Below are 21,897 nucleotides of genomic sequence, written 5' to 3' on the forward strand. Positions count from 1 at the left end.
ATACGGGCGATGGGCAGCCAAGGTGGGCTTAACTGCTCATGTCATAGGCCCGCTCGCCATGTACCGAGAGGTCGAGGCCATTTGTCTCGGTCTCGGCGTCTACGCGAAGTGGCGTGATCTGTGCAACCAGTTTGACCAACACAAACGTGACAACTGCCGTAAAGGAACCCACGATAACGAGCCCGCCCAACTGAGCGGTCCAGGTTCCAAGGCCAAACAGGGCGATCATGAGCGTGCCGAAAATACCGCCGACACCATGCACGGCGAAGACATCCAGCGTGTCGTCGATATTCAGCTTGTTGCGCACGATGCTGACGGCTTCCTGACACAGAACACCGGCCACTGCGCCAATGATCAGGGCCTGAACCGGACCGACGAAACCCGATGCAGGTGTGATCGAGGCCAGACCCGCGATTGTGCCGGTGACCAGACCGACCATCGAGGCCTTGCCAAAGCGGATACGCTCCCACAGGGCCCAGCTTAGCGATGCCGTAGCCGCGGACAGGTGCGTGACGGTCAGGGCCATCGCCGCTCCACCATCGGCGGCCAGTTGCGAACCACCGTTGAAACCGAACCAGCCGACCCACAGCATTGCGGCGCCGACCATGACATAACCGGGGTTGTGCGGCGGAGTGGTGCGGTTGCGACGCGGCCCGAGGATGATCGCAACAATCAGCGCTGCCAGACCAGCGGTTTCATGCACCACGATGCCGCCTGCAAAGTCGCGCACACCGATCTCGCCCAGAATGCCGCCATCAGCCAGCATCCCGCCACCCCAGATCCAGTGCACCACGGGCGCATAGCACAGCAGCATCCACAGCGCCGAAAAGGTCAGGACAAAGCCAAAGCCCACACGTTCGACATAAGCGCCCACGATCAACGCAGGGGTTATGATGGCAAAGGTCATCTGGAAGGCGAAGAACAGGATCTCGGGCAGGGTTCCGGCAAGGCTGTCCACATCGACGCCGTTGAGAAAGGCCTTGCCCAAACCACCCCAAAGCCCGCTTTCGCCGGGTCCGAACGCGATGGAATACCCCGCGACCAGCCACAGGACGCTCATCAAACAGGCAATGGCAAAGCAATGCATGAAAACGCTGAGGACATTTCGGGCACGCACGAGCCCGCCATAGAACAGGGCGAGGCCTGGCAATGTCATGAAAAGGACCAACGCGGTTGCTACGATGATCCAGGCTGTATCGGCTCCGTTCATGGGCCATTCTCCCTTCCGAATGAGTGCGCGGATCCGTGGAAACTGGGCACGGATCGGCGCTGCGTGAGCGGTGTGGGCTGTTTCAAGCCACCGTCGGTTGGAGAAAAAAGAGGCAAAGCGAAAAAAAGTGCCTGTTTTGGCAGCCTTTTTTCAACTGACTTCAAAAGAAGCGGTTTTTTTGGCCATGTGCTGAAAGTTTAGGCGCCTGCGGAAAGGGCCGTGTACAGCAGGGTCAAGGCGTGGTCACGCGCCGCGCGCCGCACGGCATCGCGACCGGGTGCGCCGAATTCAACGGTGTCAACATGCGTCGGCTGTCCCTTGACGGCCAAGCCGAAACACACGCGCCCTTCGGGTTTGAATTCGGACCCGCCCGGCCCGGCAATTCCCGTGATCGAGACGGCAAGTTGAGCCAGTGAGTTGCGCAGCGCGCCATCTGCCATTTCACGGGCCACCTGTTCGGAAACCGCACCGTGCGCGTTCAGCGTTTCGGCCCGAACGCCCAGCATGTCCTGTTTGGCCTCGTTGGTGTAGGTGACAAAACCCCGATCCACGACCGCCGAGCTGCCGGGAATATCGGTCAGGGCCGCAGCGACCATGCCGCCGGTGCAGCTTTCGGCGGTGGCGATCATCACGCCCTGCGCCTTGGCGCGGTCCAGCAGGTCTGTCACGTTCATAACCCCAGAACTCCGTGTGCGATACCTGCCAGAACCATCACTCCGATGGCTGCAAATAAACCTGCAATCACGTCATCCAGCATCACGCCCATCGGATCGCCGCGGCGATCAGCCCAGCCGACAGGGCCGGGTTTGGTGATGTCGAACAGACGAAACAGGATGAACCCACCAACCCAGCCGGGCCAGAGCGCGGTAATGTCGATTCCATGCGCCCAGGACGGATAGGAAATTGCCCAAAGCGCAATGAACTGGCCTGCGACCTCATCGATGACGATTTCAGATGGGTCGTGGTCATCCCGACCTTCGGTCATCACGCGTGTGGCCCACAGGCCGCCGACAAAAACCGCAACCGTTGCCAGGGCCAGCAACGGGAAACCACCCAGCATGTGCAATACCCAGGCCATTGGCAGGGCCACCAGCGATCCCCAGGTGCCCGGGGCAGGGCGCAAATAGCCAACGCCACCGACAGTCCCGATCATCTGTGCCGCGTTCATGCTTTCACCAGACATGCCGTGGCCAAAGAGGCGATGCCCTCGCTGCGGCCGGTGAAGCCCAGACGCTCGGACGTTGTCGCCTTGACCGAAACCTGATCTGCACGCAGGTCCATGATTTCAGACATTTTTTCTCGCATGGCCGGTGCATAAGGGCCAATCTTTGGATATTCGCAGACCAGCGTGCAATCGACGTTCGAGATTCGGTATCCCATCTGCCCCGCCAGCTCGACCGCGTGGCGCAGGAAAATCTCGCTGGCGGCGCCTTTCCATTGCGGATCCGAAGGCGGGAAATGCTGCCCAATATCCCCCTGCGCCAGTGCGCCATAGATCGCATCGGTGACCGCGTGCATTCCGACATCGGCATCCGAATGGCCTTGCAGTCCGTGGTCATGCGGCACTTTCACACCGCAAAGGATCACATGATCCCCATCGCCAAAACGGTGCACATCGTACCCGTTGCCCAGCCTTACATCCATTTCCGTTCCCATTATGCGTTCCGCCCGGGCAAAATCCTCGGGTCGGGTGATTTTCAGATTGTCCGCATCGCCCGGTACGATGCAGACATCAAGGCCGGCGGCGCGGGCCACTTCGACATCGTCCGCAGCGCCGCCCGGATGGGCGGCGTGGGCGGCGGTGATGGCGTCATAGTGAAACCCCTGCGGAGTTTGCGCGGCGAACAGGTTGCTGCGATCCTGCGTTCCGGTCACGGCCTGTTCATGCCCAACCCACAGCGCATCGGTCACCGCCAGCCCGGGCGCCGCCGCCGGACATGTTTCCAGGGCGTTCAGAACGTCGGTGATGATGCGGGTTGTGACGCAAGGCCTTGCAACGTCGTGGATCAAAACGCGCTGCACGTTCCGGTCGGCCAGTGCAGCCAATCCATTGCGCACCGATCCCGCGCGATCCGTTCCGCCCGCAGCCAGGATCAGGTCGGTTTCACGGAATTCTTCCCATGCGGCGCTGTCTTCGTCGGACAACACCAGAACAATGTGATCCACCTGTCCGCGAAAGCGCTCGATCGTCCAATCGGCCACCCGCCGGCCCGCAAGGCTGCGCCATTGCTTTGGCACGCCACCCCCGGCGCGCGACCCGCGACCGGCGGCAACTATGATGGCGGCAGTTGTCATATGTGCGCGCTCTCCTCGTGATGGGCATTGTTTAGGCGGCGGTGAATGCAGAGGCAATCACCCATGGTCATGTGATTAATAATTAGGCAAATGATGATTTAGCGGGCTTGTCGCGTGCCGTTTTGTTGTTCATATGCGCAGAAACCGATATCAAAACCACAACTGCCCAAGGATTAAGCACGTTGACATTGCACCTTGCCGACAAGGAAATAGCACCGCCTGTTTTGCTGGCCCCCATGGCCGGAATCACCGACCGCCCGTTTCGCGATCTGGTGATGCGTTTCGGTGCGGGTATGGTCGTCAGCGAAATGGTCGCCAGTCAAGAGATGGTACAGGCCAAGCCCGGCGTGCGGGAACGGGCGGAACTGTCCGCGGATGTGGAAAACACCGCCGTGCAACTGGCCGGGCGCGAGGCCCATTGGATGGCCGAGGCGGCCCGTCAGGTGGCCGACCGTGGCGCGCGTGTGATCGACATCAACATGGGGTGCCCCGCCAAGAAGGTAACAAACGGTTATTCCGGCTCGGCCCTACTGAAAACGCCGGACCACGCGCTTGCACTGATCGAGGCCGTGGTGGGCGCGGTCGATCTGCCGGTGACGCTGAAAACCCGGCTGGGATGGGACGACACTCTGTTGAACGCGCCCGACGTGGCACGCCGCGCTCAGGACGCAGGTATTCAGATGGTCACGATCCATGGCCGCACACGCTGTCAGTTCTACAAGGGTCACGCCGATTGGCAGGCGATCCGGGCGGTGAAAGAGGCCGTATCGATCCCGGTCATCGCGAACGGAGACATCTTGGACACTGACGCCGCCCGAACCGCGTTGCGCCAATCCGGCGCGGATGGGGTGATGGTCGGTCGTGGCGCCCAGGGCAAACCTTGGGTGTTGGCGCAAATCTGTCACGACCTGTACGGGGCCGAGGCGCCCGAGATTCCGACCGGTCATGATCTGGTTGATATGGTTTGCGCGCATTATCAGTCGATGCTGGATTTCTATGGCGCTGATCTGGGTCTGCGTGTCGCCCGAAAGCATCTGGGATGGTACATGGACGAAGCCGCGACGCCTGCGCCCTTGCGCCGGGCGGTCCTGACGTCACGTGATCCGGCGGAAGTTCTGCGTCTGTTGGCAGATGCGCTCAGCGACACGGACGAGGTGGCGGCATGAATTCCGATGCCAGCATCTGGAACTCGCTGCCGGTTCCGGCGTTCATTATTGATGAACAGGACCGGATATCCGATGTGAATGCTGCGGGTGAGGGGTTTCTGAACGCGTCGCGCAAATCGGTGATCGGCCATCCAGTGTGGGATCAGATCGCCGTGGACGCGCCGTTGGAAGAGGCGTTCGAGCGCGCCCGCTGGCAGGGCACGCCATTGTTCGTGAATGATGTGGATGTGGGGTCGGGTAGCCGAGCGCCGCTGCAATGCGCGTTGCAGATTGCGCCTTTGGTTGGGCATCCGGGCTCTATGATCATGATCATATCGCCTCGTGAACTGGCAGGTCGGATGACGCGCGGGAATACCGTCAAATCCGCGGCACAATCCGCCATCGGTATGGCAGAAATGCTGGCGCACGAGATCAAGAATCCGCTGGCCGGGATCACCGGTGCGGCGCAGTTACTCAGCATGAATATACCGCCGCAAGATCTTGAACTGACTGACCTTATTGTTGCCGAAAGCCGCCGGATCGTGAAGTTGTTGGAACAGGTCGAGCAATTCGGGAACCTTCAGAAACCTGACTTCAAGCCGGTCAACATCCACGATGTGCTGGATCGCGCAAGACGGTCGGCATTGTTGGGATTTGGCGCTGACATGACGATCGTCGAAGACTATGACCCGTCGCTGCCGCTGGCTTACGGAGACCCGGATCAGATTCTGCAGGTGATCCTGAATCTGCTCAGGAATGCGTCCGAAGCGGCAGGATCGCAGAGCGGAACGATCCGCCTGCGGACCTATTTCGAACATTCGTTCCGGTTGCGTCGCAGTGACGGGTCAGGGCATTCGCTGCCCTTGCAGATCGAGATCATCGATGATGGTCCGGGCCTGCCAGAAGACATCCGCGGCGACATTTTTGATCCCTTCGTATCCGGCAAGGAAAACGGCACCGGCCTGGGGCTGGCGCTGGTCAGCAAGATCATCTCGGACCATGACGGCTGGATTTCGGCCGAATCCGTGCCCGGGCGAACGGTATTCAAACTGTCGCTGCGCCGCGCGCCGCGAGACGCAATCGAGGACAAGAAGGAGAGCACCTGATGGATGGCACCGTACTGGTCGCGGACGACGATCGCACGATCCGCACTGTTCTGACACAGGCCCTCACGCGTGCCGGGTGCAAAGTGCATGCGACCTCATCACTGACCACGTTGATGCGCTGGGTCGGCGAGGGGAAAGGGGACGTGGTGATTTCCGACGTGGTCATGCCTGATGGAAACGGTCTTGAGATGCTGCCGAAGATTGCCGAAGACCGCCCCGGTTTGCCGGTGATCGTGATTTCCGCACAAAACACCATCATGACGGCGATTCAGGCGACAGAGGCGGATGCGTACGATTATCTGCCAAAACCCTTCGACCTGCCGGATCTGATGAAACGGACGGCGCGGGCGCTGGATCAGAAGCAACGCGCCCAGCCAGAGCCGGCCGTGGGCACAAGCGAGCGCCCCGAAGAACTGCCTCTAGTCGGGCGAACACCGGTGATGCAGGCCCTGTACCGGTTGGTCGCCCGGGTGATGAACACGGACCTCTCGGTCATGATTTCCGGTGAAAGCGGCACGGGCAAGTCACTGATTGCCCGAGCCATTCACGATTTTTCCGACCGTCGAACCTTGCCCTTTGTCACTGTCACCGCTGCCGAATTGCGCGATCTGGAAGGCCCGGCCCGTGTGATGGCGCGGGTTCGCGGCGGTACGCTGTTGATAGACGAAATCGCAGATATCGAAGATGAGGTTCAGGCGCGCATCGTCCGCATGATGGACACACCGGGCGATCACGTTCCCCGTTTCATGGCCACCAGCCAATCAGACCTGACCGAAGGGATGGAGAACGGGCGCATCCGTCAGGACCTTTATTATCGCTTGTGCGGGGCGACGATCCACGTTCCATCACTGCGCGAGAGGGTGGATGACATTCCGCTGCTGGCCGAGCATTTCCTGGCGCGGGAAGAGCGGGAAAACGGCACCAAGCGCTGGCTCAGCCCCGAGGCGGTGGAACTGGTGCGGCGCTATTCCTGGCCCGGGAACGTGCGGCAACTGGAAAATGCCGTGCGCCGGTTGGGTCTGACCAGCCGTGCTGATGAAATCACCAAAGCCGAAGTGGAAACGGTGCTGGGCAGCCAGCCAGAGGCGGAACCGGTCCTGAGCGGCGGTGAGCGCGAAAAGCTTTCGACCTCGGTCGAGCGGCATCTGCGGAGGTATTTTGACCTGCACGGCAACATTCTGCCGCCCCCGGGCCTGTATCAACGCATATTGCGGGAAGTTGAGGCCCCACTGATCGAAATCGCGTTGGATGCAACTGGCGGAAATCAGGCGAAATGTGCCGATTTGCTGGGAATCAACCGAAATACGTTGCGAAAAAAGATTACGGATCTCGATATTCAGGTGACACGTCGACGCAAACTGATGTAATATCGCCACACAAACCGTGGCATCCCGGCATCTGTAGGGAAAAGATCACGATATATGGCGGTAAGCCGCGCAAGCGGCACATCAGGATGAGGGCAGACAGTGGCAACCCGAGCACAGAGCGGGATGATCCCATCGATCAGTCGATGGCGTAAATCACGGAAACTGCGCAATTTTGGCACGTTTGGCCTGGTTCTCATGGGGCCTGTTCTGGCGCTGGCCACTTACCTTGTCATCGGTCCTTTCGATCTTGGCGCCACTGCACCGACCTTGCGGCTGATTCTGTTGGCCGATCTCGTATACGTTCTGGTTGTTGCTGCACTTGTGCTTGGGCAGGTTGGCAGCTTGATTGCCGCACGTCGGGCCAAGTCGGCGGGTTCGCGCCTGCATTTGCGCCTGATCGGGGCGTTTACTCTGCTGGCGCTGGTTCCAACCGTGACCGTGGCGATTTTCGCCGGATTGACCGTCAATATCGGGCTTGAGGGCTGGTTTTCCGACCGCGTTCGCCAGGTTGTGGGATCTTCGCTGACGGCGGCAGAAGCGTATGAACAGGAACACCGCCGAGGGTTAACGCAAGACGCGTCTGTTCTTGCGCGATATCTGGACAACGCCCGATCGCTGGACTTCTATATCTCGGACGCTGAACTGCGCGAAGTTCTGGCGCAGGGGCAAGCTCAGATTCAACGGGGGCTGCGCGAAGCCTATGTCATCGACGGTGGTGGCGAAATCAAATCGCGCGGGGACCGGTCCTACCTGTTCAACTACGAAGCCCCAACCCCCGAGCAGATTGCAGAAGCCACCGACAAGGGCCTGCTGATCATCGCCGACTGGCCCAACAACGAGTTCCGCGCGCTGGTTCCTCTGAAGGCTTATCTGGATCGCTATCTCTATGTCAGCCGCGAGGTGGATGGGCAGTTGTTGACGCTGCTCGACGATACCAAGGAAACGGCACAGTTCTATCAGCAACTGGAAAGCGAACGGGGCAGGGTGCTGTTTGAGTTCGGCCTGTTGTATCTGGGCTTTGCGTTGATCCTGATCCTTGCGGCTATGTCCCTGGGCATGTGGTTTGCGGAACGGCTGTCGCGTCCCGTGGGGCGGTTGACCACCGCGGCGCAGCGGGTTGGGGCCGGTGATCTGAGCGTCCAGGTGATTGAAGAGGCCAGCGACGACGAAATCGCGATGCTGGGCCGGTATTTCAACCAGATGACCCGGCAGTTGAAAGGACAGCGCGATACGCTGTTGGAGAACACGCGGCAAATTGAAAGCCGGCGCCGTCTGTTCGATTCGGTGCTCAGTTCGGTCACTTCGGGTGTCGTTGGGGTGGACCCGGAAGGATGCATTACCTTCGTGAACCGTTCGGCCGAGCGGTTGCTGGATTGGACCGGGGGCGAGCAGCATCTGGCCATCGGCATTGCGGTGCCGGAATTTCTGCCCCTGTTTGAAAGTCTGAAGGACAGCGGGCAAGAGGCCGTTCAGGGCGAAATCAAAGTGACCCGCAAGGGACGGCTCGAGAACCTGTTGGTCCGCATGGCCATCCGTCGCGGAGAAGATGGCGGCCTGGAAGGCTATGTGGTTGCCTTCGATGACGTCACCGATCTGGTCAGCGCCCAACGGATGGCGGCCTGGGGTGACGTGGCCCGCCGCATCGCGCATGAGATCAAGAACCCTCTGACCCCGATCCAGCTGAGCGCGGAACGGATCAAGCGCAAGTTCTCGCGCAAACTGGATGAGGAAGACAGCAGCAGCCTGGATTCGATGACCAACGTGATTGTGCGGCAGACCAACGATCTGCGTCGCATCGTGGATGAATTCTCGAAATTTGCACGGATGCCCGAACCTGAACGCAGGGAAGAAAACCTTGTTGATCTGGTGCATGAGGCGGTCCTGCTGCAACAGGCCGGGCAGCCGGATGTGCACATTGATGCCGATCTGCCGCAACAGCCCATCATGGCCGATGTGGATGCAACCATGCTGAACCAGGCGCTTACCAACCTCATCAAGAATGCCGGGGAAGCAATTGTAACCCTTAAGGAAAAAGGGGCGCCCGACAACCTTCAGCCACAGATCAAAGTGGCGGTTACCAGTGATGATGCGGGTACGGTCATAACCATTGCAGACAACGGGATCGGCCTGCCCGAGGATCGGGCACGGCTGTTTGAGCCCTATGTAACGACACGCGACGAAGGGACCGGGCTGGGCCTGCCCATCGTCAAGAAGATCATTGAAGAGCATGGCGGCGCGCTGACCCTCGAGGATGCGCCCGTATTTGACGGACAGGACCATTTTGGCGCGATGGCCGTGATCCGATTGCCGGGGGTTACTGTGTCCCAAACGGCAGCGCCACAGAAGCAGGCAATTAGAACCAACAAACTGAAAGCAGGCCAAAGATGAGTGACATTCTGATCGTAGATGATGAACGCGATATTCGCGAGCTGGTGTCCGACATTCTGGAGGACGAAGGCTATTCAACCCGGCTGGCGGCCAACTCGGACGAGTGCATGGCGTCGATCAACTCTGAACCGCCGGGATTGTTGATCCTGGATATCTGGCTGAAAGACAGCCGAATGGATGGCATCGACATCCTGAAAGCGGTGAAACGCGACAACCCGGATGTGCCGGTGGTGATCATTTCGGGCCACGGCAACATTGAAATCGCCGTCGCCGCAATCAAGCAGGGCGCCTATGATTTTATCGAAAAGCCGTTCAACATAGACCAGTTGATGGTGGTGGTCCGCCGCGCGATGGAGACCTCTCGCCTGCGTCGCGAGAATGCGTCTCTGAAGCGGAAAGAAGTCAACAATTCCGACATGATCGGCAAATCCGCCGCGTTCCGCGCCATGCAGGGGCAGTTGGACAAGGTGACCAAGTCGAATGGCCGCGTGATGCTCAGCGGCCCAGCTGGGTCCGGCAAAGAGATTGCAGCACGGTACATCCATGCCCATTCAAATCGCGCCAACGCGCCATTTGTCACGGTAAACTGCGCCGGGATCGAACCCGAACGTGTGGAAGAGGTGCTGTTTGGCCGGGAATCGGCAGAACGCGGCGTGGAATCGGGTTTGCTGGAAGAGGCGCATGGAGGCGTGGTCTATTTTGACGAAGTTGCCGACATGCCCCTTGGGACACAATCAAAAATCCTGCGGGTGCTGGTGGATCAGCAGTTCCAGCGTGTCGGTGGCAGTGACAAGGTGCGCGTGGACCTTCGCGTGATCTCGTCAACAAGCAAGGATCTTGACGAAGAAATCGCGGCTGAACGGTTCCGCGAAGAGCTGTACCACCGTCTGAACGTCGTGCCGATTGCCGTGCCGTCACTGGAAGATCGGCGTGAAGATATCCCGGTTCTGGCGCAGCACTTTATTGAGACGTGCAACGAAACTCAGGGTTTGCCGATCAGGGAACTTTCGGAAGAGGCTGTCGCGCTGTTGCAGACGATGACCTGGCCCGGCAACGTGCGCCAGCTCAAAAACCTGATCGAGCGGGTTCTGATCCTTGGCGATGGCTCCGGCCCGATTGAGGCGCGTGAGTTGCCCAACGAGGAAGAAAAGGCAGAAGATTCAGGTCGTGTCGTGTTGTCTGGCGCATTGGCCACCTTGCCGTTGCGCGAAGCCCGCGAGGCGTTCGAGCGAGAGTATCTGCTGACACAGATCAACCGGTTTGGCGGCAATATCAGCCGCACGGCCAGCTTTGTAGGCATGGAACGCAGTGCCCTGCATCGGAAGTTGAAATCGCTGGGCGTGGTGACTTCGAACAAATCCGGTGCGCGCGTGGCGCAAATCGATGAACCCGAACCGGCAGAATAATCTGCCGGTCGCACGGCCTCAGCCGGCCTGACCAGGTGTTATGATCTGAAATGAGCCGTCATCGAATTTCACAAAGCACGACGCGCTGTTGAGCGGTGGCAAAGTGGTTGTTCGCGTCGCGGGCACGCGTGATTTGACGTTCTGCTTGCACGGCGGCAGGCTGACGGGTCGAAACCCTTTCTGGGCCATGCATTGCGCTTCGACCGTGTTGCGCAGGCCCTGATTCACATCCACGGTATAAACACGGCCGGGCTGCCACCAGCCGGGTGATCGATAGCAACGACCCCTGCCATCGCAATATGTACGCCCCGGCCAGTAGGTTGGCGGGCTTTGGCGGATCTGATTGGCTACCGGCACCTCTTTGACCGCCTTCAGCTGGCACTGAGTGGTCTCTTTTTGCAGGCGCGATACGGTTTCACCTTCGCGGTAGTAAAGCGAAAGTGGTCCGCAAGAAGTCAGCACCATCAAAGGTAACAGCATGGGAAACAGCGTTTTCATATGCTTATCTTGCCGCAGCCGGGCTGCGATGACAATTCAATTGACCGCTCTGGGGGCATCTGTCATTCAATCCTTTCAGGCAGAAGGGCCAGAAGCATGAAGGTCATTATTTGCGGTGCGGGTCAGGTCGGCTGGCAGATCGCGCGGCATCTTTCGGGCGAGCTGAACGATGTTACCGTCGTGGACAACAATCCCGACCTGGTAAGGCGGGCGACTGAAACGCTTGATGTGCAGGGGATCGCCGGGTTTGCAAGTTATCCGGACGTGCTGGAACGGGCAGGGGCCCGTGACGCTGACATGATCATTGCCGCCACCCATTCGGATGAGGTGAACATGGTCACCTGCCAGATGGCGCATTCGGTCTTTTCGATCCAGCGCAAGATCGCGCGCCTGCGGTCGAAATCCTACCTCGAGGCGATCCACTCGGATCTGTACCGTCGTGATCATCTGCCGATTGATGTGGTGATCAGCCCCGAACGCGAAGTTGCCGCCGCCGCCATGCGCCGCCTGTCTGCCCCATCCGCCTTTGACACCGAGATTTTCATGGACGGCAAGGCGCAGCTTCTTGGGGTGCGGGTGGAAGAGGATTGCCCGATCGTGAATACACCGTTGCGGCAGCTGACGGATCTGTTCTCGACCCTCAGTTCCATCGTGGTTGGGGTGCGGCGCGAAGGCACGCTGTTTGCGCCCGAGTCCGAGGATCAGTTGTTCGTGGGCGACGAATGCTATGTCTTTACCAACGTCAAGGACGTGGATCGCACCATGGAGGTGTTCGGCAAGGCGCAGAAGCGGCAGGATCGCGTGGTGATCGTGGGCGGCGGAAATGTCGGGCTGGAAGTGGCCAGAACGCTGGAAGAACGAGAAAGCCGCGTGCGGGCCAAGATCATCGAACGCGACCGCCATTGCGCTGAACTCGCCGCCGAAGCTCTGGAACGGACGATCGTGCTGCATGGCGACGGGCTGGATGCCGGGTTGCTGAGCGAAGCGGGGATCGAGCGGGCCGATGCGATGCTGGCAGTTACGGATGACGACCGTACGAACATGCTGGCTGCGGTGCGTGCCAAGGCCGAAGGCTGCGCTCTGGCGATTGCATTGATCAACGATCCCAGCATGGTGGCCCTGATGGGGCCTTTGGGGATCGATGCTTATATCAACCCGCGGGCCACGACCGTCAGTTCGATCCTGCGGCACATCCGGCATGGACGGGTGCGTCAGGTCTATTCCATAGGGGACGCCGAGGCCGAGGTGATCGAGGCCGAGGTTCTGTCAACCTCGCCTATGGCCGGGCAACGTCTGCGCGATATCGACTTTCCCGAGGGGGTGCTTGTGGGCGCGGTCCGCAAGGGAGACGAGGTTTTGCGACCGACAGGCAGCCTGCGGATCGATGAAAAAGATGTGGTCGCAATCTTTGCCATGGCCAAAGACGTGCCAGAGGTTGAACGCCTGATGCAGGTTTCAATCGATTTCTTCTGATGGCGCATGCAGGGACACAACAGGTTGGATTGTTGCGGCGGTTGCCGTTGTTCCTGCTGATCTGGGGCATTGCATCCCTGACCATGTGGATTCCAGCGATCTATGCGTTGGCTCTGGACGATCACGACACGTCACGATCCTTTCTGTATTCCGGGATCCTGGGCTTGTTTTTGGTTGCCACCATCGCGATGGCGTCCTCCAACCGCATACCCCGGCGCGGCACGTTGGGGCAGCTGGCGGTGATGCTGGCCTGTTTCACGCTGCTACCCATCTTTCTGGCGATCCCATTTCACGACGCGCTTGGAACGACCACCTTTCTGAACGCCTATTTCGATATGGTCAGTTCTCTGACGACCACGGGGGCGGACCTGTTTCCGGATCCGGCCCGCCTGACGGCCCCGTTGCATTTGTGGCGCGCCATGGTCGGTTGGATGGGCGGCCTGCTGATGTGGATCGCCGCTGCGGCGATCCTTGCTCCGCTGTCGCTTGGCGGGTTCGAGGTCACTGCCAAAGGCCAGCCGGGGCGCCCGGTGTCAGGGGTGGCACAGAGCGAGCGCGTGGACCCGCGAGGCCGTCTGATCCGTGTCGCCAGGACCCTGACACCAGTCTATGTCGGGCTGACGACCGTGATCTGGGTTCTTCTGTTGATTGCCGGTGAAGTCGGTCTGACGGCCGTGTGCCATGCGATGGCAGTGATGGCCACGTCCGGCATCTCTCCGGTCGGCGGCATGGAAGGGGCGCAGGCCGGGTTTACGGGCGAAGCCATCCTGTTTCTGTTCCTGTTCTTTGCTCTCTCGCGTCTGACTTTTTCGAAGGATACCGCGACAACAGGCTATTCCCGTCTGGATACGGACCCAGAGTTTCGCATCGGTCTGATGATTGTCCTTGCTGTCGCAATCCTGTTGTTCTTCCGGGTTGTCGCGGGCGTGACGGAAATCGGTGGTCAAATGGAACCAATGCAGGCGTTGCAAGTCATCTGGGGGATGCTGTTCACCGTTCTGGCTTTCCTGACGACGGCCGGATTCGAAAGCGCGAACTGGAACGACGCACAGCAACTGTCGGGTTTGGGAACGCCCGGTTTGCTGTTGATGGGGCTGGCATTGATCGGCGGAGGCGTCGCGACGACGGCCGGAGGGGTCAAGCTGTTGCGGGTCTTCGCGCTGTATCTGAATGGCGCACGAGAGATCGACCGCCTGATCTATCCCTCGTCCGTCAGCGGTGCAGGGGGTGGCAATCGCCGCATTCAAAGCGACGGGGCGTTCATCGCCTGGATCTTTCTGATGCTTTTTGCGCTGACCCTTGCGGTATTCAACCTATTGCTTGCGGCGATGGGGTCCGGGTTCGAACAGGCCATGGTGCTGAGCGTGGCCACGCTCAGCACGACGGGGCCGTTGATCGAGTTGGCCACCGACGTACCAATTCGCCTGATCGATCTTTCTGCCGGCGCCAAGCTGACGCTGTGCGCGGCCATGGTCATCGGGCGTCTGGAAACGCTGGCGATCATCGCCCTGATCACCCCGTCACTTTGGCGGGATTGAGCCGGGCACATCATGCGGCGGCTAACGCCTGATTTTTCATCTGGAATATCTGTGCGTAGCACTCCATACTCTGCCGGAGGGAGCGCGTTGGTCCGCAGCGCGTAGCAAGAACAATGGCGAGATTATAAAAATATGGCTTCGGACAGACAGAATCTTCAGGATGCCTTCCTGAACAATGTACGGAAAGCTAAGGTTCCGGTCACGATTTTCCTGATCAACGGTGTGAAATTGCAGGGTGTCATCACCTGGTTCGACAATTTCTGCGTATTGTTGCGCCGCGACGGACAGTCGCAGCTGGTCTACAAACACGCGATTTCGACCATCATGCCGTCACAGCCGATCAACCTGTATGAGGGCGAAGACGCCTCTTGATGGAACATGAGCGGGCGCGCACCCGGGCCTGGGTGCTGCATCCCGAAATCAAATCAGACGAACAGCGCCGTGTCCCCGAACCGGCGCTGGAAGAGGCGGTGGCACTGGCCGCCGCATTGCCCGATCTGGACGTGATCGGGTCAGAAGTCGTGCGACTTCAACGCGCGCAGGCCGGGTACTTGTTCGGCAGCGGCAAGATTGAAGAACTTGGCGAGCGTTTTCGCGACAACGAGGTTGAACTGGTTCTGATCGACGGGCCGGTGACCCCGGTGCAGCAGCGCAATCTGGAAAAGGCGTGGAAGGTCAAGATCCTCGATCGGACCGGGTTGATCCTTGAGATTTTCAGCGATCGCGCCCGCACGCGGGAAGGTGTGTTGCAGGTCGAGATGGCCGCGCTCAGCTATCAGCGGACGCGGCTGGTACGGGCGTGGACACACCTTGAACGTCAGCGCGGTGGTTTGGGATTTGTCGGCGGACCCGGCGAAACCCAGATCGAAGCCGACCGCCGCGCCATTGACGAGCAACTGGTACGCTTGCGGCGGCAGTTGCAGAAGGTGGTCAAGACCCGGACACTGCACCGGGCCGCCCGGGCCAAGGTGCCTTATCCAATCGTCGCACTCGTCGGGTATACGAACGCAGGGAAATCGACGCTGTTCAATCACCTGACCGGGGCCGAAGTGATGGCCAAGGACATGCTGTTTGCCACGCTGGATCCGACCATGCGCCGCGTACAGTTGCCCGACGGCCCCGAAGTGATCCTGTCGGACACGGTGGGCTTTATCTCGAACCTCCCGACCGAGCTTGTTGCGGCTTTCCGGGCCACGCTGGAAGAAGTCCTGGGGGCCGACCTGATCGTCCATGTGCGTGATATCAGCCACGAGGAAACAGAGGCGCAGGCGCAGGATGTCGAGGCGATCCTGACCTCGCTGGGCGTCGGCGAAGAGAGGCCTCGGCTTGAGGTCTGGAACAAGATAGACCTGCTGAGCGCCGATGAGCGCGAGGCAACGCTGGCGCGGGCGGACCGAGATCCTGAGATATTCGCGATTTCGGCTGTAACCGGGGAAGGCATCGCGCCGTTGCTGTCCGAGATTGCGATGCATCTGCAAGGTGCACGGCGTGAGGTGGTATTGGATCTGTCTTTCTCTGACGGGGACAAGCGGGCCTGGTTGTTCCGCCAGGATGTGGTGCGTACAGAAGAACAGACCGATGACGGTTTCCGCATCACGGTATTGTGGACCGATAAACAGGCGGCTCAGTTTGACTCGTTGTAGATTTGGGGACAGCGCTGTCCATGTCTGACAAGCCGGACCAAAGAGTGTTCCTGACCGGCCATATCGATGTGCCCGTGGACCGGCTGGAAGAGGTGCGCGCAGCGTTGCCGGACCATGTGAAACTGACCCGGGCGGAACAGGGCTGCATATCCTTCGACGTGATCGAGGATCAGACCCGTCCAGGTCGGTTCAACGTGTCAGAAGTGTTTACAGATCAGCAGGCTTTCGATGCACATCAGGCCCGGACACGGGCGTTTGACTGGTCGCGGGTCACTCAGGGGATACCGCGGGACTACAGGATAGAACGCGCATCCAGCGGACGGTGAGTCAGGCCCCGTCTATCTGCCGTTGATGGTCGTCCGCGTCGAACCAGCCCAACGAAGACTGTACAAGATAATCTGACGTCAGTTCCCATTCTTCCCAGCCGCGCGCTATGACGTGATTGCCGGTTACGGAATGGTGCCCTTCGCGGGTCCAGACGAATATGGCATGAGATCCGGCCCATCGCATCATGTCGCAACGCAGCTCGAGATCCGGAAAATCCGCGAAAAACCTCCGGGCCATGTCGGCGATCGCCGCGCGCCCCTCGATCAGGTCGCCCCGGTTGATGGTGACCTGCCCGTTTGACGCGAAGAAGCCGGCAACCGCGTCGGGGTCACCTGAGCTCCAGGCTATTGCGTAGTCTCGCGCGAGGTTATTCAGAGTATCCCGAATGCTGGCCATACTCGCCCCCTTTTGGTCCCACATGATCGGTGCCGTTATGTTAGGCGAATAAAGCTGTGGGTGCCACGATGCCCCCGCGAACAGGGCGGGGACTTGCCGAATAGGCGGATTATCGCGGGATCAGATTGGTTACCCCGACAGCCGCAGCGCGGGCCAGGTCAAGATCCAGTGACATGGGTATGTATTCGCCACGCCGCCACAGCTGCGCCTGATCGTCATAGTAACGCGACAGGAAATGACCCGATTGCCCGGTCGCTGTAATGAAGACCGAGCTGTTGGGGTCGGCAAAGTCATACACCCCGCGATACCCGGCGCCGTGCACATTCTGGAACGGATCAGGCCCTTCCCCCGATGTTCGGCCACGCAGCAATGTGTTGTCGCCGCCGCTGGTCGATTGGCGAATGTTCACAAAAAACCGCAATATCGGGACAGAGCCCAGCACGGGGTGATCATGAGTTGCCTGATGCGCGTCGCCCCAACGCAGGGATTCAAGTGCGCTGCCATATCGTTCAGAGATCCAGATCAGCGCGTCGTCCAGCGCAAGCCGCGCCATCTCGGTGCATGTCTCGACCGGTGCGCTTTGGATCACGTCGCACCAGACACCCGCGCCGTCAATGTCGCGATAGACCCGTTCGATGAACAGCGGTTCGACATGTTTGTATTCGCTGGCCAGAGGCCCAAGCTCGTCCGAGATCAGCCGGATTTGCAGCGCACGCAGCCAGGCCGCATAGATCAACGGCTCGGGCAGGTGTTCGTTCATCTCACCGTTCCAGTCCGCCAGCAGCGACAGTGCGATCTGGCGCTGGCGTTCCGGCGTTCCTTCCGGGGCCGAAGCCCCGGTGAACCACAGATCGGCACCGATCAGCGGCAGCAGGGACCGCGCGGTAAAGCTGACCGTGTCCAGCTGTGCCTCGATAAAGCTGTCGCGGGTATGCACCTCGCGCGATTGCATCAGGCGCTCCCAACGATGCACGCGCTGCGTATCGCCCCATTCATACGAGACGTGATCCGGGAAGGGGCGGTCGATGATCTTGTTGTTCGTGTTGCCCAGAACGCCGCCGACGGGGGCCACAAATTCCGGGTTGTCGGCATAGGGCAGGCGGCCTTGCCAGCGATTGGCCTCGATCCAGCCGGGCGAGGGGATGCGCCCCCTACTTTGATTTAGCAGATCACGCCGAGGCATGGCGCCGATCAGCTTCATCCCGATGGTCGTCTTGTCGACCAGCGACAGGTTCTGAGAAGGCGCGATGAACTGCTCACCGACCGCGATGGCCTGCTCCACGTTGTCGGCGTTCATCAGCGCCATGGACGCCGACATCGACGTGTCCTGCGGGCTGAGCGCCGTCCAGGACAGCGATGCCACATGGCCCGGCGGCGTGATGGTTTCCAGCTTGTAATCCGTGCCCGGCAGCACCGGCCCATTGTCCGTCCAGCGCAGGGTCAGCGTTACCGGAGCTTCCCCCTTGATCTCGATGATCGAAGGGCGGGTCTGGAATTCCTTGAAGCCGGTCGGGGTCAGGTATTCCTCGGGATTGTCAGGATTCAACTGCTCGATATGAACGTCCTGATCGTCAAGATACGAGGATGTAAGCCCCCATCCCAGCCGGTCGCTGCGTCCGGTCATGATGGCGGGCACACCAGGGATCGAAGCCCCAATGACACCGCCTTTTTCTAGGCCGAGATGTGCCAGGTACCAAATCCCGGGCGCAGTGAAACCCAAATGAGGGTCGTTGGCCAACAAAGTCCCGCCACTTGCAGAACGTGACGGCGCGGCGGTCCAGGCGTTTGAAGCTCCGGCCAGACCACGTTTGGGAAGGGGCGAAAGAGGTGTGTCGGGAACGTCCGTTCCCGCCGCATACCGCGGAAGATTTGGGAACAGGGCGGCATATTCCGGCAACGCCGCGATGCCGGGTCCGGGAACGTCGGGCAGGATATCGGCCAGACGTTCGGGGTTGTTCAGCATCAGGGACGTACGCGCACGCAGAACTTCATCGGTCAGGTGGCCCGACAATTGCAGTGCCATCAGCTTGATCATCGCGATACTGTCACCCGGCTGCCAGGGCGAGACCGGAGCGTTGAACAGGAACATCTCGGGCGCGCCGCGACCCAGCGCCTCTTCGTTGATCTCGGTCAGGCGGGCATTGACCCCGGCGGAATAGGCGCGCAGGGCGGCCTTGGTATAATCGTCCTGCACCTCGACCGAGCGGTGGGCCAGCCCGTAAAGGTCCAACCTGCGCAGCAGCTTGTCGATGTGAAGCGTGCGCGGGCCAAACACCTCGGACAGTCGGCCTTGCGCGGTACGGCGCATGACAGTCATCTGCCAAAGTCGATCCTGTGCATGGGCATATCCCAAACCAAAGAACACATCGGGATCAGTCTGGCCCAGTATATGCGGCACGTTGGCGGTGTCGCGCACAATCTCGACCGGGGCGGTCAGACCGTCGACCTCAAGCGTTTGGTCATAGTCCGGCAGGGATTGGCTGGCCAGAAAATAGACAAGGCCCATGGCGGCGAGGATCAGGATGATCAGACCCGACGCGATGCGCACCAGCCAGCGGAAAACAAGACCCATTACTGCCCCTATTCTTGTTCAGATGAATGTTGCGCAGAGACTAGAGGATGGTCGGTCCGACCGAAAGAGGAACGCGGCAAGAACCTGCGCGGGAAGGGGTGAAATCAAATGACCCGCCGCAGTGTTTCGCTGCGACGGGGCCGTGTGTGGGGGAAGTGGTAATCCGGGTTATGGGATGATGCGGGTGTATTTCGTACCTTCGACGGTCGCGCCGAATTTAAGACCGGCCTGGCCAAAGACCACCGCCAGCACCGGCGAACGCAGTGTTGTCGTGTCCGTGGACAAGGAATTCCCTGTTGCGTCAACCACATATCCAATATCGGCACCGGCTGTCCATCCGCTGGAACGGCGGAAATCGTTCAGCGCATCCTCGGTCATGAAGAACAGGATATGCGCATATTGCTGCGCACCGATTTGCAGACCTGCGGTTCCGGAAATTGCAGAATAGTAATCGACCGTTGCGCCGTTGATGCGCAGCGCGCCTTGGCCGTAGGCGCCGCCAAAGAAGATCAATCCGGCGTCGGTGATCAGGGGCATAACCAACATGCCGTTGGCTTTGTTCGCGATTTCCACGGTGTTGGGATACCGGCTGTACATTTCGGTCAGCGTGGCATCGACGCGGGCGTCGATCATGGCCGAGTTTGAATTGCCGACGCCGTTGCCGCAGGCGGCGGTCAGGGACAGGCCTGCCATGCCCAAGGCAAAGCCGCGACGGTTCAGTCGGGGGGAGTTGGAACTGCTCATGGTTTTTTTCTCTGTAACTGTGCCTGATGTGTCGGGTCATCCCGATCTTGCCGGCAACGATACGCCGATTAGGGCGATGTGTCACGGGAAAGCTGCCCGCTCAAGGGGGCTTGTCGGCGAAAAATTGCGACTCTTCGGGGTTTTAGCCTTGCAGGATGCGGGCAACCTGAGGCGAAAAATAGGTCAGAATACCGTCGCACCCGGCGCGCTTGAAGGCCAGCAGGCTTTCCAGCATCGCCTTTTCTCCGTCGATCCAGCCATTCTGGGCGGCCGCCTGGATCATCGCGTATTCTCCCGAAACCTGATAGGCATAGGTGGGCGCACCAAAGCTGTCTTTCACACGACGGCAGATATCCAGATAGGGCATTCCGGGTTTGATCATCACCATGTCCGCGCCTTCGGTCAGATCGCGTTCGATCAGGCGCAGGGCTTCGTTCGAGTTGGCCGGGTCCATCTGATAGGTTTTCTTGTCACCGGTCAGCGCGCCCGAGGCACCCACGGCGTCGCGGAAGGGCCCATAAAAAGCGCTGGCGTATTTCGCGGCATAGCTGAGGATCATCACGTTGCGATGCCCGGCACCTTCCAATGCGCGGCGCATTTCCCCGATCCGGCCGTCCATCATGTCAGACGGTCCGATGATGTCGGCACCGGCATCGGCCTGGGCAAGGGTCATCTTGACCAACGCTTCGATGGTCTGATCATTCACGATCTCACCGTCGACGACATAACCGTCATGACCATTGATATTGTACGGATCCAGCGCCACGTCCGTCATCACCGCAATGTCGGGGGCTGCCGCCTTGATCGCCCGGATGGCCCGGTTCGACAGGTTGTCGGGGTTCCAGGCCTCGGCGCAATCCTCGGTCTTGAGCGCGGAATCCGTGTAGGGGAAGATGCATATCGCCGGGATTCCAAGCGCTTGCGCTTCGACGGCCGCTTTTGCAATCAGATCCACCGACCGGCGAACCACGCCCGGCATCGAGGGAACGGGTTCTTCAACCCCTTCGCCGTCGCGGACGAAAACGGGCCAGATCAGGTCGTCCGTGGTCAAGGTGTTCTCGCGCACAAGTCCGCGGATTGCCCGGGATTGACGGGCACGCCGAAAGCGGGTCATGGGATAGGGGGCAATGGTCGGTTTCATGGCGCGTTCTCCTTGAACATTCGTGCATTGGGTGGCATGAATTCACAAAGGTCTCAAGGGTATCAATGGACGCGGCAGCGTGGCCAATCCTCCCTGAGTGGTTTGAATAAAGGGTTGGGTTTGGACTGGTACTCTTCGATCTTTGAAGTCATCGACATGCGCAGCTTTTCGAATCTCTGGTTCTGGATCGTGCTGGCGGTTGTCTGGTCTTCGGCGAGTCACTGGGTAATGGGCATTCCCTACGATCTGGTGGTGCGTGCCCGACGCATTGGCGGGCAGGTCGAGATCGACCTTCTGGACATCGTTCGCATACACACCAACCGGATCTTGTTGATCGTCGACATGTCAGGCACCATCCTGTTGGCATTAGGGTGTTTTCTGTTCACCGGGCTGGCCACGCTTGGGTTCTATTACGGCGTCGAATTCGCGCAGGCCGTGTTCCTTCTTCTGTTTCCACTGACGCTTGTTCTGGTGGTGAACATCGTGCACGCGCGACGATTGCGGCGGCAGGAACTGACGCTCGAGTCCGTTTCGAAAACCATTGCGCGCTGCCGGCTCTATACCCAGATCATAGGCATGATCTCGATACTGGTCACTTCGTTCTGGGGCATGTATCAGAACATCTCGATTGGCGTTCTGGGATAGCAA

General features: G+C 59.9%; 20 protein-coding genes. 11 read left to right on the top strand and 9 right to left on the bottom strand.

Going from position 1 to position 21,897, the window contains the following annotated elements; translation table 11 throughout:
• Positions 1-28 precede the first annotated feature (28 nt).
• From GOW31_RS03325 to GOW31_RS03340, 4 genes are all read right to left on the bottom strand, one after another.
• Positions 29-1,210 carry an ammonium transporter gene (locus tag GOW31_RS03325; protein WP_171167865.1) on the bottom strand — a complete coding sequence of 394 codons (1,182 nt, stop codon included), beginning with the start codon at positions 1,208-1,210 and terminating at the stop codon, positions 29-31.
• Between the two features lie 197 nt (positions 1,211-1,407).
• On the bottom strand, positions 1,408-1,884 hold the full coding sequence (locus tag GOW31_RS03330; RefSeq protein WP_171167868.1) for a CinA family protein: 477 nt from the start codon (positions 1,882-1,884) through the stop codon (positions 1,408-1,410).
• On the bottom strand, positions 1,881-2,378 hold the full coding sequence (locus GOW31_RS03335) for a phosphatidylglycerophosphatase A (protein ID WP_171168662.1): 498 nt from the start codon (positions 2,376-2,378) through the stop codon (positions 1,881-1,883). The genes GOW31_RS03330 and GOW31_RS03335 overlap by 4 nt, the downstream gene beginning before the upstream one ends.
• On the bottom strand, positions 2,375-3,505 hold the full coding sequence (locus tag GOW31_RS03340) for a bifunctional 2-C-methyl-D-erythritol 4-phosphate cytidylyltransferase/2-C-methyl-D-erythritol 2,4-cyclodiphosphate synthase (RefSeq protein WP_171167869.1): 1,131 nt from the start codon (positions 3,503-3,505) through the stop codon (positions 2,375-2,377). The genes GOW31_RS03335 and GOW31_RS03340 overlap by 4 nt, the downstream gene beginning before the upstream one ends.
• A gap of 182 nt (positions 3,506-3,687) precedes the next feature.
• Between GOW31_RS03340 and dusB the strand changes: the two genes are divergently transcribed.
• From dusB to GOW31_RS03365, 5 genes are all read left to right on the top strand, one after another.
• A complete protein-coding gene (gene dusB, locus GOW31_RS03345) occupies positions 3,688-4,671 on the top strand; it encodes a tRNA dihydrouridine synthase DusB (RefSeq protein ID WP_256368774.1) in 984 nt (327 codons plus the stop codon).
• Positions 4,668-5,756 carry a nitrogen regulation protein NR(II) gene (locus GOW31_RS03350; protein WP_171167873.1) on the top strand — a complete coding sequence of 363 codons (1,089 nt, stop codon included), beginning with the start codon at positions 4,668-4,670 and terminating at the stop codon, positions 5,754-5,756. The genes dusB and GOW31_RS03350 overlap by 4 nt, the downstream gene beginning before the upstream one ends.
• Positions 5,756-7,123: a response regulator gene (locus GOW31_RS03355; RefSeq protein ID WP_171167875.1), complete on the top strand. Its 1,368-nt coding sequence runs from the start codon at positions 5,756-5,758 to the stop codon at positions 7,121-7,123. Before GOW31_RS03350 ends, GOW31_RS03355 begins: the two co-directional genes overlap by 1 nt.
• Before the next feature lie 123 nt (positions 7,124-7,246).
• On the top strand, positions 7,247-9,511 hold the full coding sequence (locus GOW31_RS03360) for a PAS domain-containing sensor histidine kinase (protein ID WP_171168664.1): 2,265 nt from the start codon (positions 7,247-7,249) through the stop codon (positions 9,509-9,511).
• Positions 9,508-10,917 carry a sigma-54 dependent transcriptional regulator gene (locus GOW31_RS03365; RefSeq protein WP_171167877.1) on the top strand — a complete coding sequence of 470 codons (1,410 nt, stop codon included), beginning with the start codon at positions 9,508-9,510 and terminating at the stop codon, positions 10,915-10,917. The genes GOW31_RS03360 and GOW31_RS03365 overlap by 4 nt, the downstream gene beginning before the upstream one ends.
• An 18-nt stretch (positions 10,918-10,935) precedes the next feature.
• On the opposite strand, the gene GOW31_RS03370 is transcribed toward GOW31_RS03365, so the two are convergent.
• Positions 10,936-11,415 (bottom strand): hypothetical protein, encoded by a 480-nt coding sequence (locus tag GOW31_RS03370; RefSeq protein ID WP_171167879.1) that lies wholly within the window; start codon positions 11,413-11,415, stop codon positions 10,936-10,938.
• 96 nt (positions 11,416-11,511) lie between these two features.
• Between GOW31_RS03370 and trkA the strand changes: the two genes are divergently transcribed.
• The 5 genes from trkA (at position 11,512) to GOW31_RS03395 (ending at position 16,395) form a co-directional block, all read left to right on the top strand.
• Complete coding sequence (gene trkA, locus GOW31_RS03375) at positions 11,512-12,888, top strand: Trk system potassium transporter TrkA (RefSeq protein ID WP_152458149.1); 1,377 nt, start codon at positions 11,512-11,514, stop codon at positions 12,886-12,888.
• Entirely contained in the window at positions 12,888-14,426 is a 1,539-nt protein-coding gene (locus tag GOW31_RS03380; RefSeq protein ID WP_171167880.1) for a TrkH family potassium uptake protein, read from the top strand. The genes trkA and GOW31_RS03380 overlap by 1 nt, the downstream gene beginning before the upstream one ends.
• A gap of 132 nt (positions 14,427-14,558) precedes the next feature.
• Complete coding sequence (gene hfq / locus GOW31_RS03385) at positions 14,559-14,798, top strand: RNA chaperone Hfq (protein WP_005982826.1); 240 nt, start codon at positions 14,559-14,561, stop codon at positions 14,796-14,798.
• Positions 14,798-16,069 carry a GTPase HflX gene (gene hflX, locus GOW31_RS03390; protein ID WP_171115657.1) on the top strand — a complete coding sequence of 424 codons (1,272 nt, stop codon included), beginning with the start codon at positions 14,798-14,800 and terminating at the stop codon, positions 16,067-16,069. The genes hfq and hflX overlap by 1 nt, the downstream gene beginning before the upstream one ends.
• 20 nt (positions 16,070-16,089) lie before the next feature.
• Entirely contained in the window at positions 16,090-16,395 is a 306-nt protein-coding gene (locus tag GOW31_RS03395) for a putative quinol monooxygenase (RefSeq protein ID WP_171167881.1), read from the top strand.
• Position 16,396: 1 nt separating this feature from the next.
• Here GOW31_RS03395 and GOW31_RS03400 read toward each other — a convergent pair whose 3' ends face one another.
• The 4 genes from GOW31_RS03400 to hemB form a co-directional block, all read right to left on the bottom strand.
• Entirely contained in the window at positions 16,397-16,792 is a 396-nt protein-coding gene (locus tag GOW31_RS03400) for a nuclear transport factor 2 family protein (protein WP_171167882.1), read from the bottom strand.
• A 109-nt stretch (positions 16,793-16,901) separates the two neighbouring features.
• Entirely contained in the window at positions 16,902-19,364 is a 2,463-nt protein-coding gene (locus tag GOW31_RS03405) for a penicillin acylase family protein (protein WP_171167883.1), read from the bottom strand.
• Between the two features lie 168 nt (positions 19,365-19,532).
• The gene (locus GOW31_RS03410) at positions 19,533-20,108 is read right to left on the bottom strand and encodes a YSC84-related protein (protein WP_152458143.1); all 576 of its coding nucleotides are present in this window, start codon (positions 20,106-20,108) and stop codon (positions 19,533-19,535) included.
• 142 nt (positions 20,109-20,250) lie between these two features.
• Positions 20,251-21,249 carry a porphobilinogen synthase gene (gene hemB / locus GOW31_RS03415; RefSeq protein ID WP_171167884.1) on the bottom strand — a complete coding sequence of 333 codons (999 nt, stop codon included), beginning with the start codon at positions 21,247-21,249 and terminating at the stop codon, positions 20,251-20,253.
• A 120-nt stretch (positions 21,250-21,369) separates the two neighbouring features.
• Between hemB and GOW31_RS03420 the strand changes: the two genes are divergently transcribed.
• Complete coding sequence (locus GOW31_RS03420; RefSeq protein ID WP_171167885.1) at positions 21,370-21,894, top strand: component of SufBCD complex; 525 nt, start codon at positions 21,370-21,372, stop codon at positions 21,892-21,894.
• Positions 21,895-21,897 lie beyond the last annotated feature (3 nt).

The organism is Ruegeria sp. HKCCA0370, assembly GCF_013033705.1.
Taxonomy (GTDB): domain Bacteria; phylum Pseudomonadota; class Alphaproteobacteria; order Rhodobacterales; family Rhodobacteraceae; genus Ruegeria.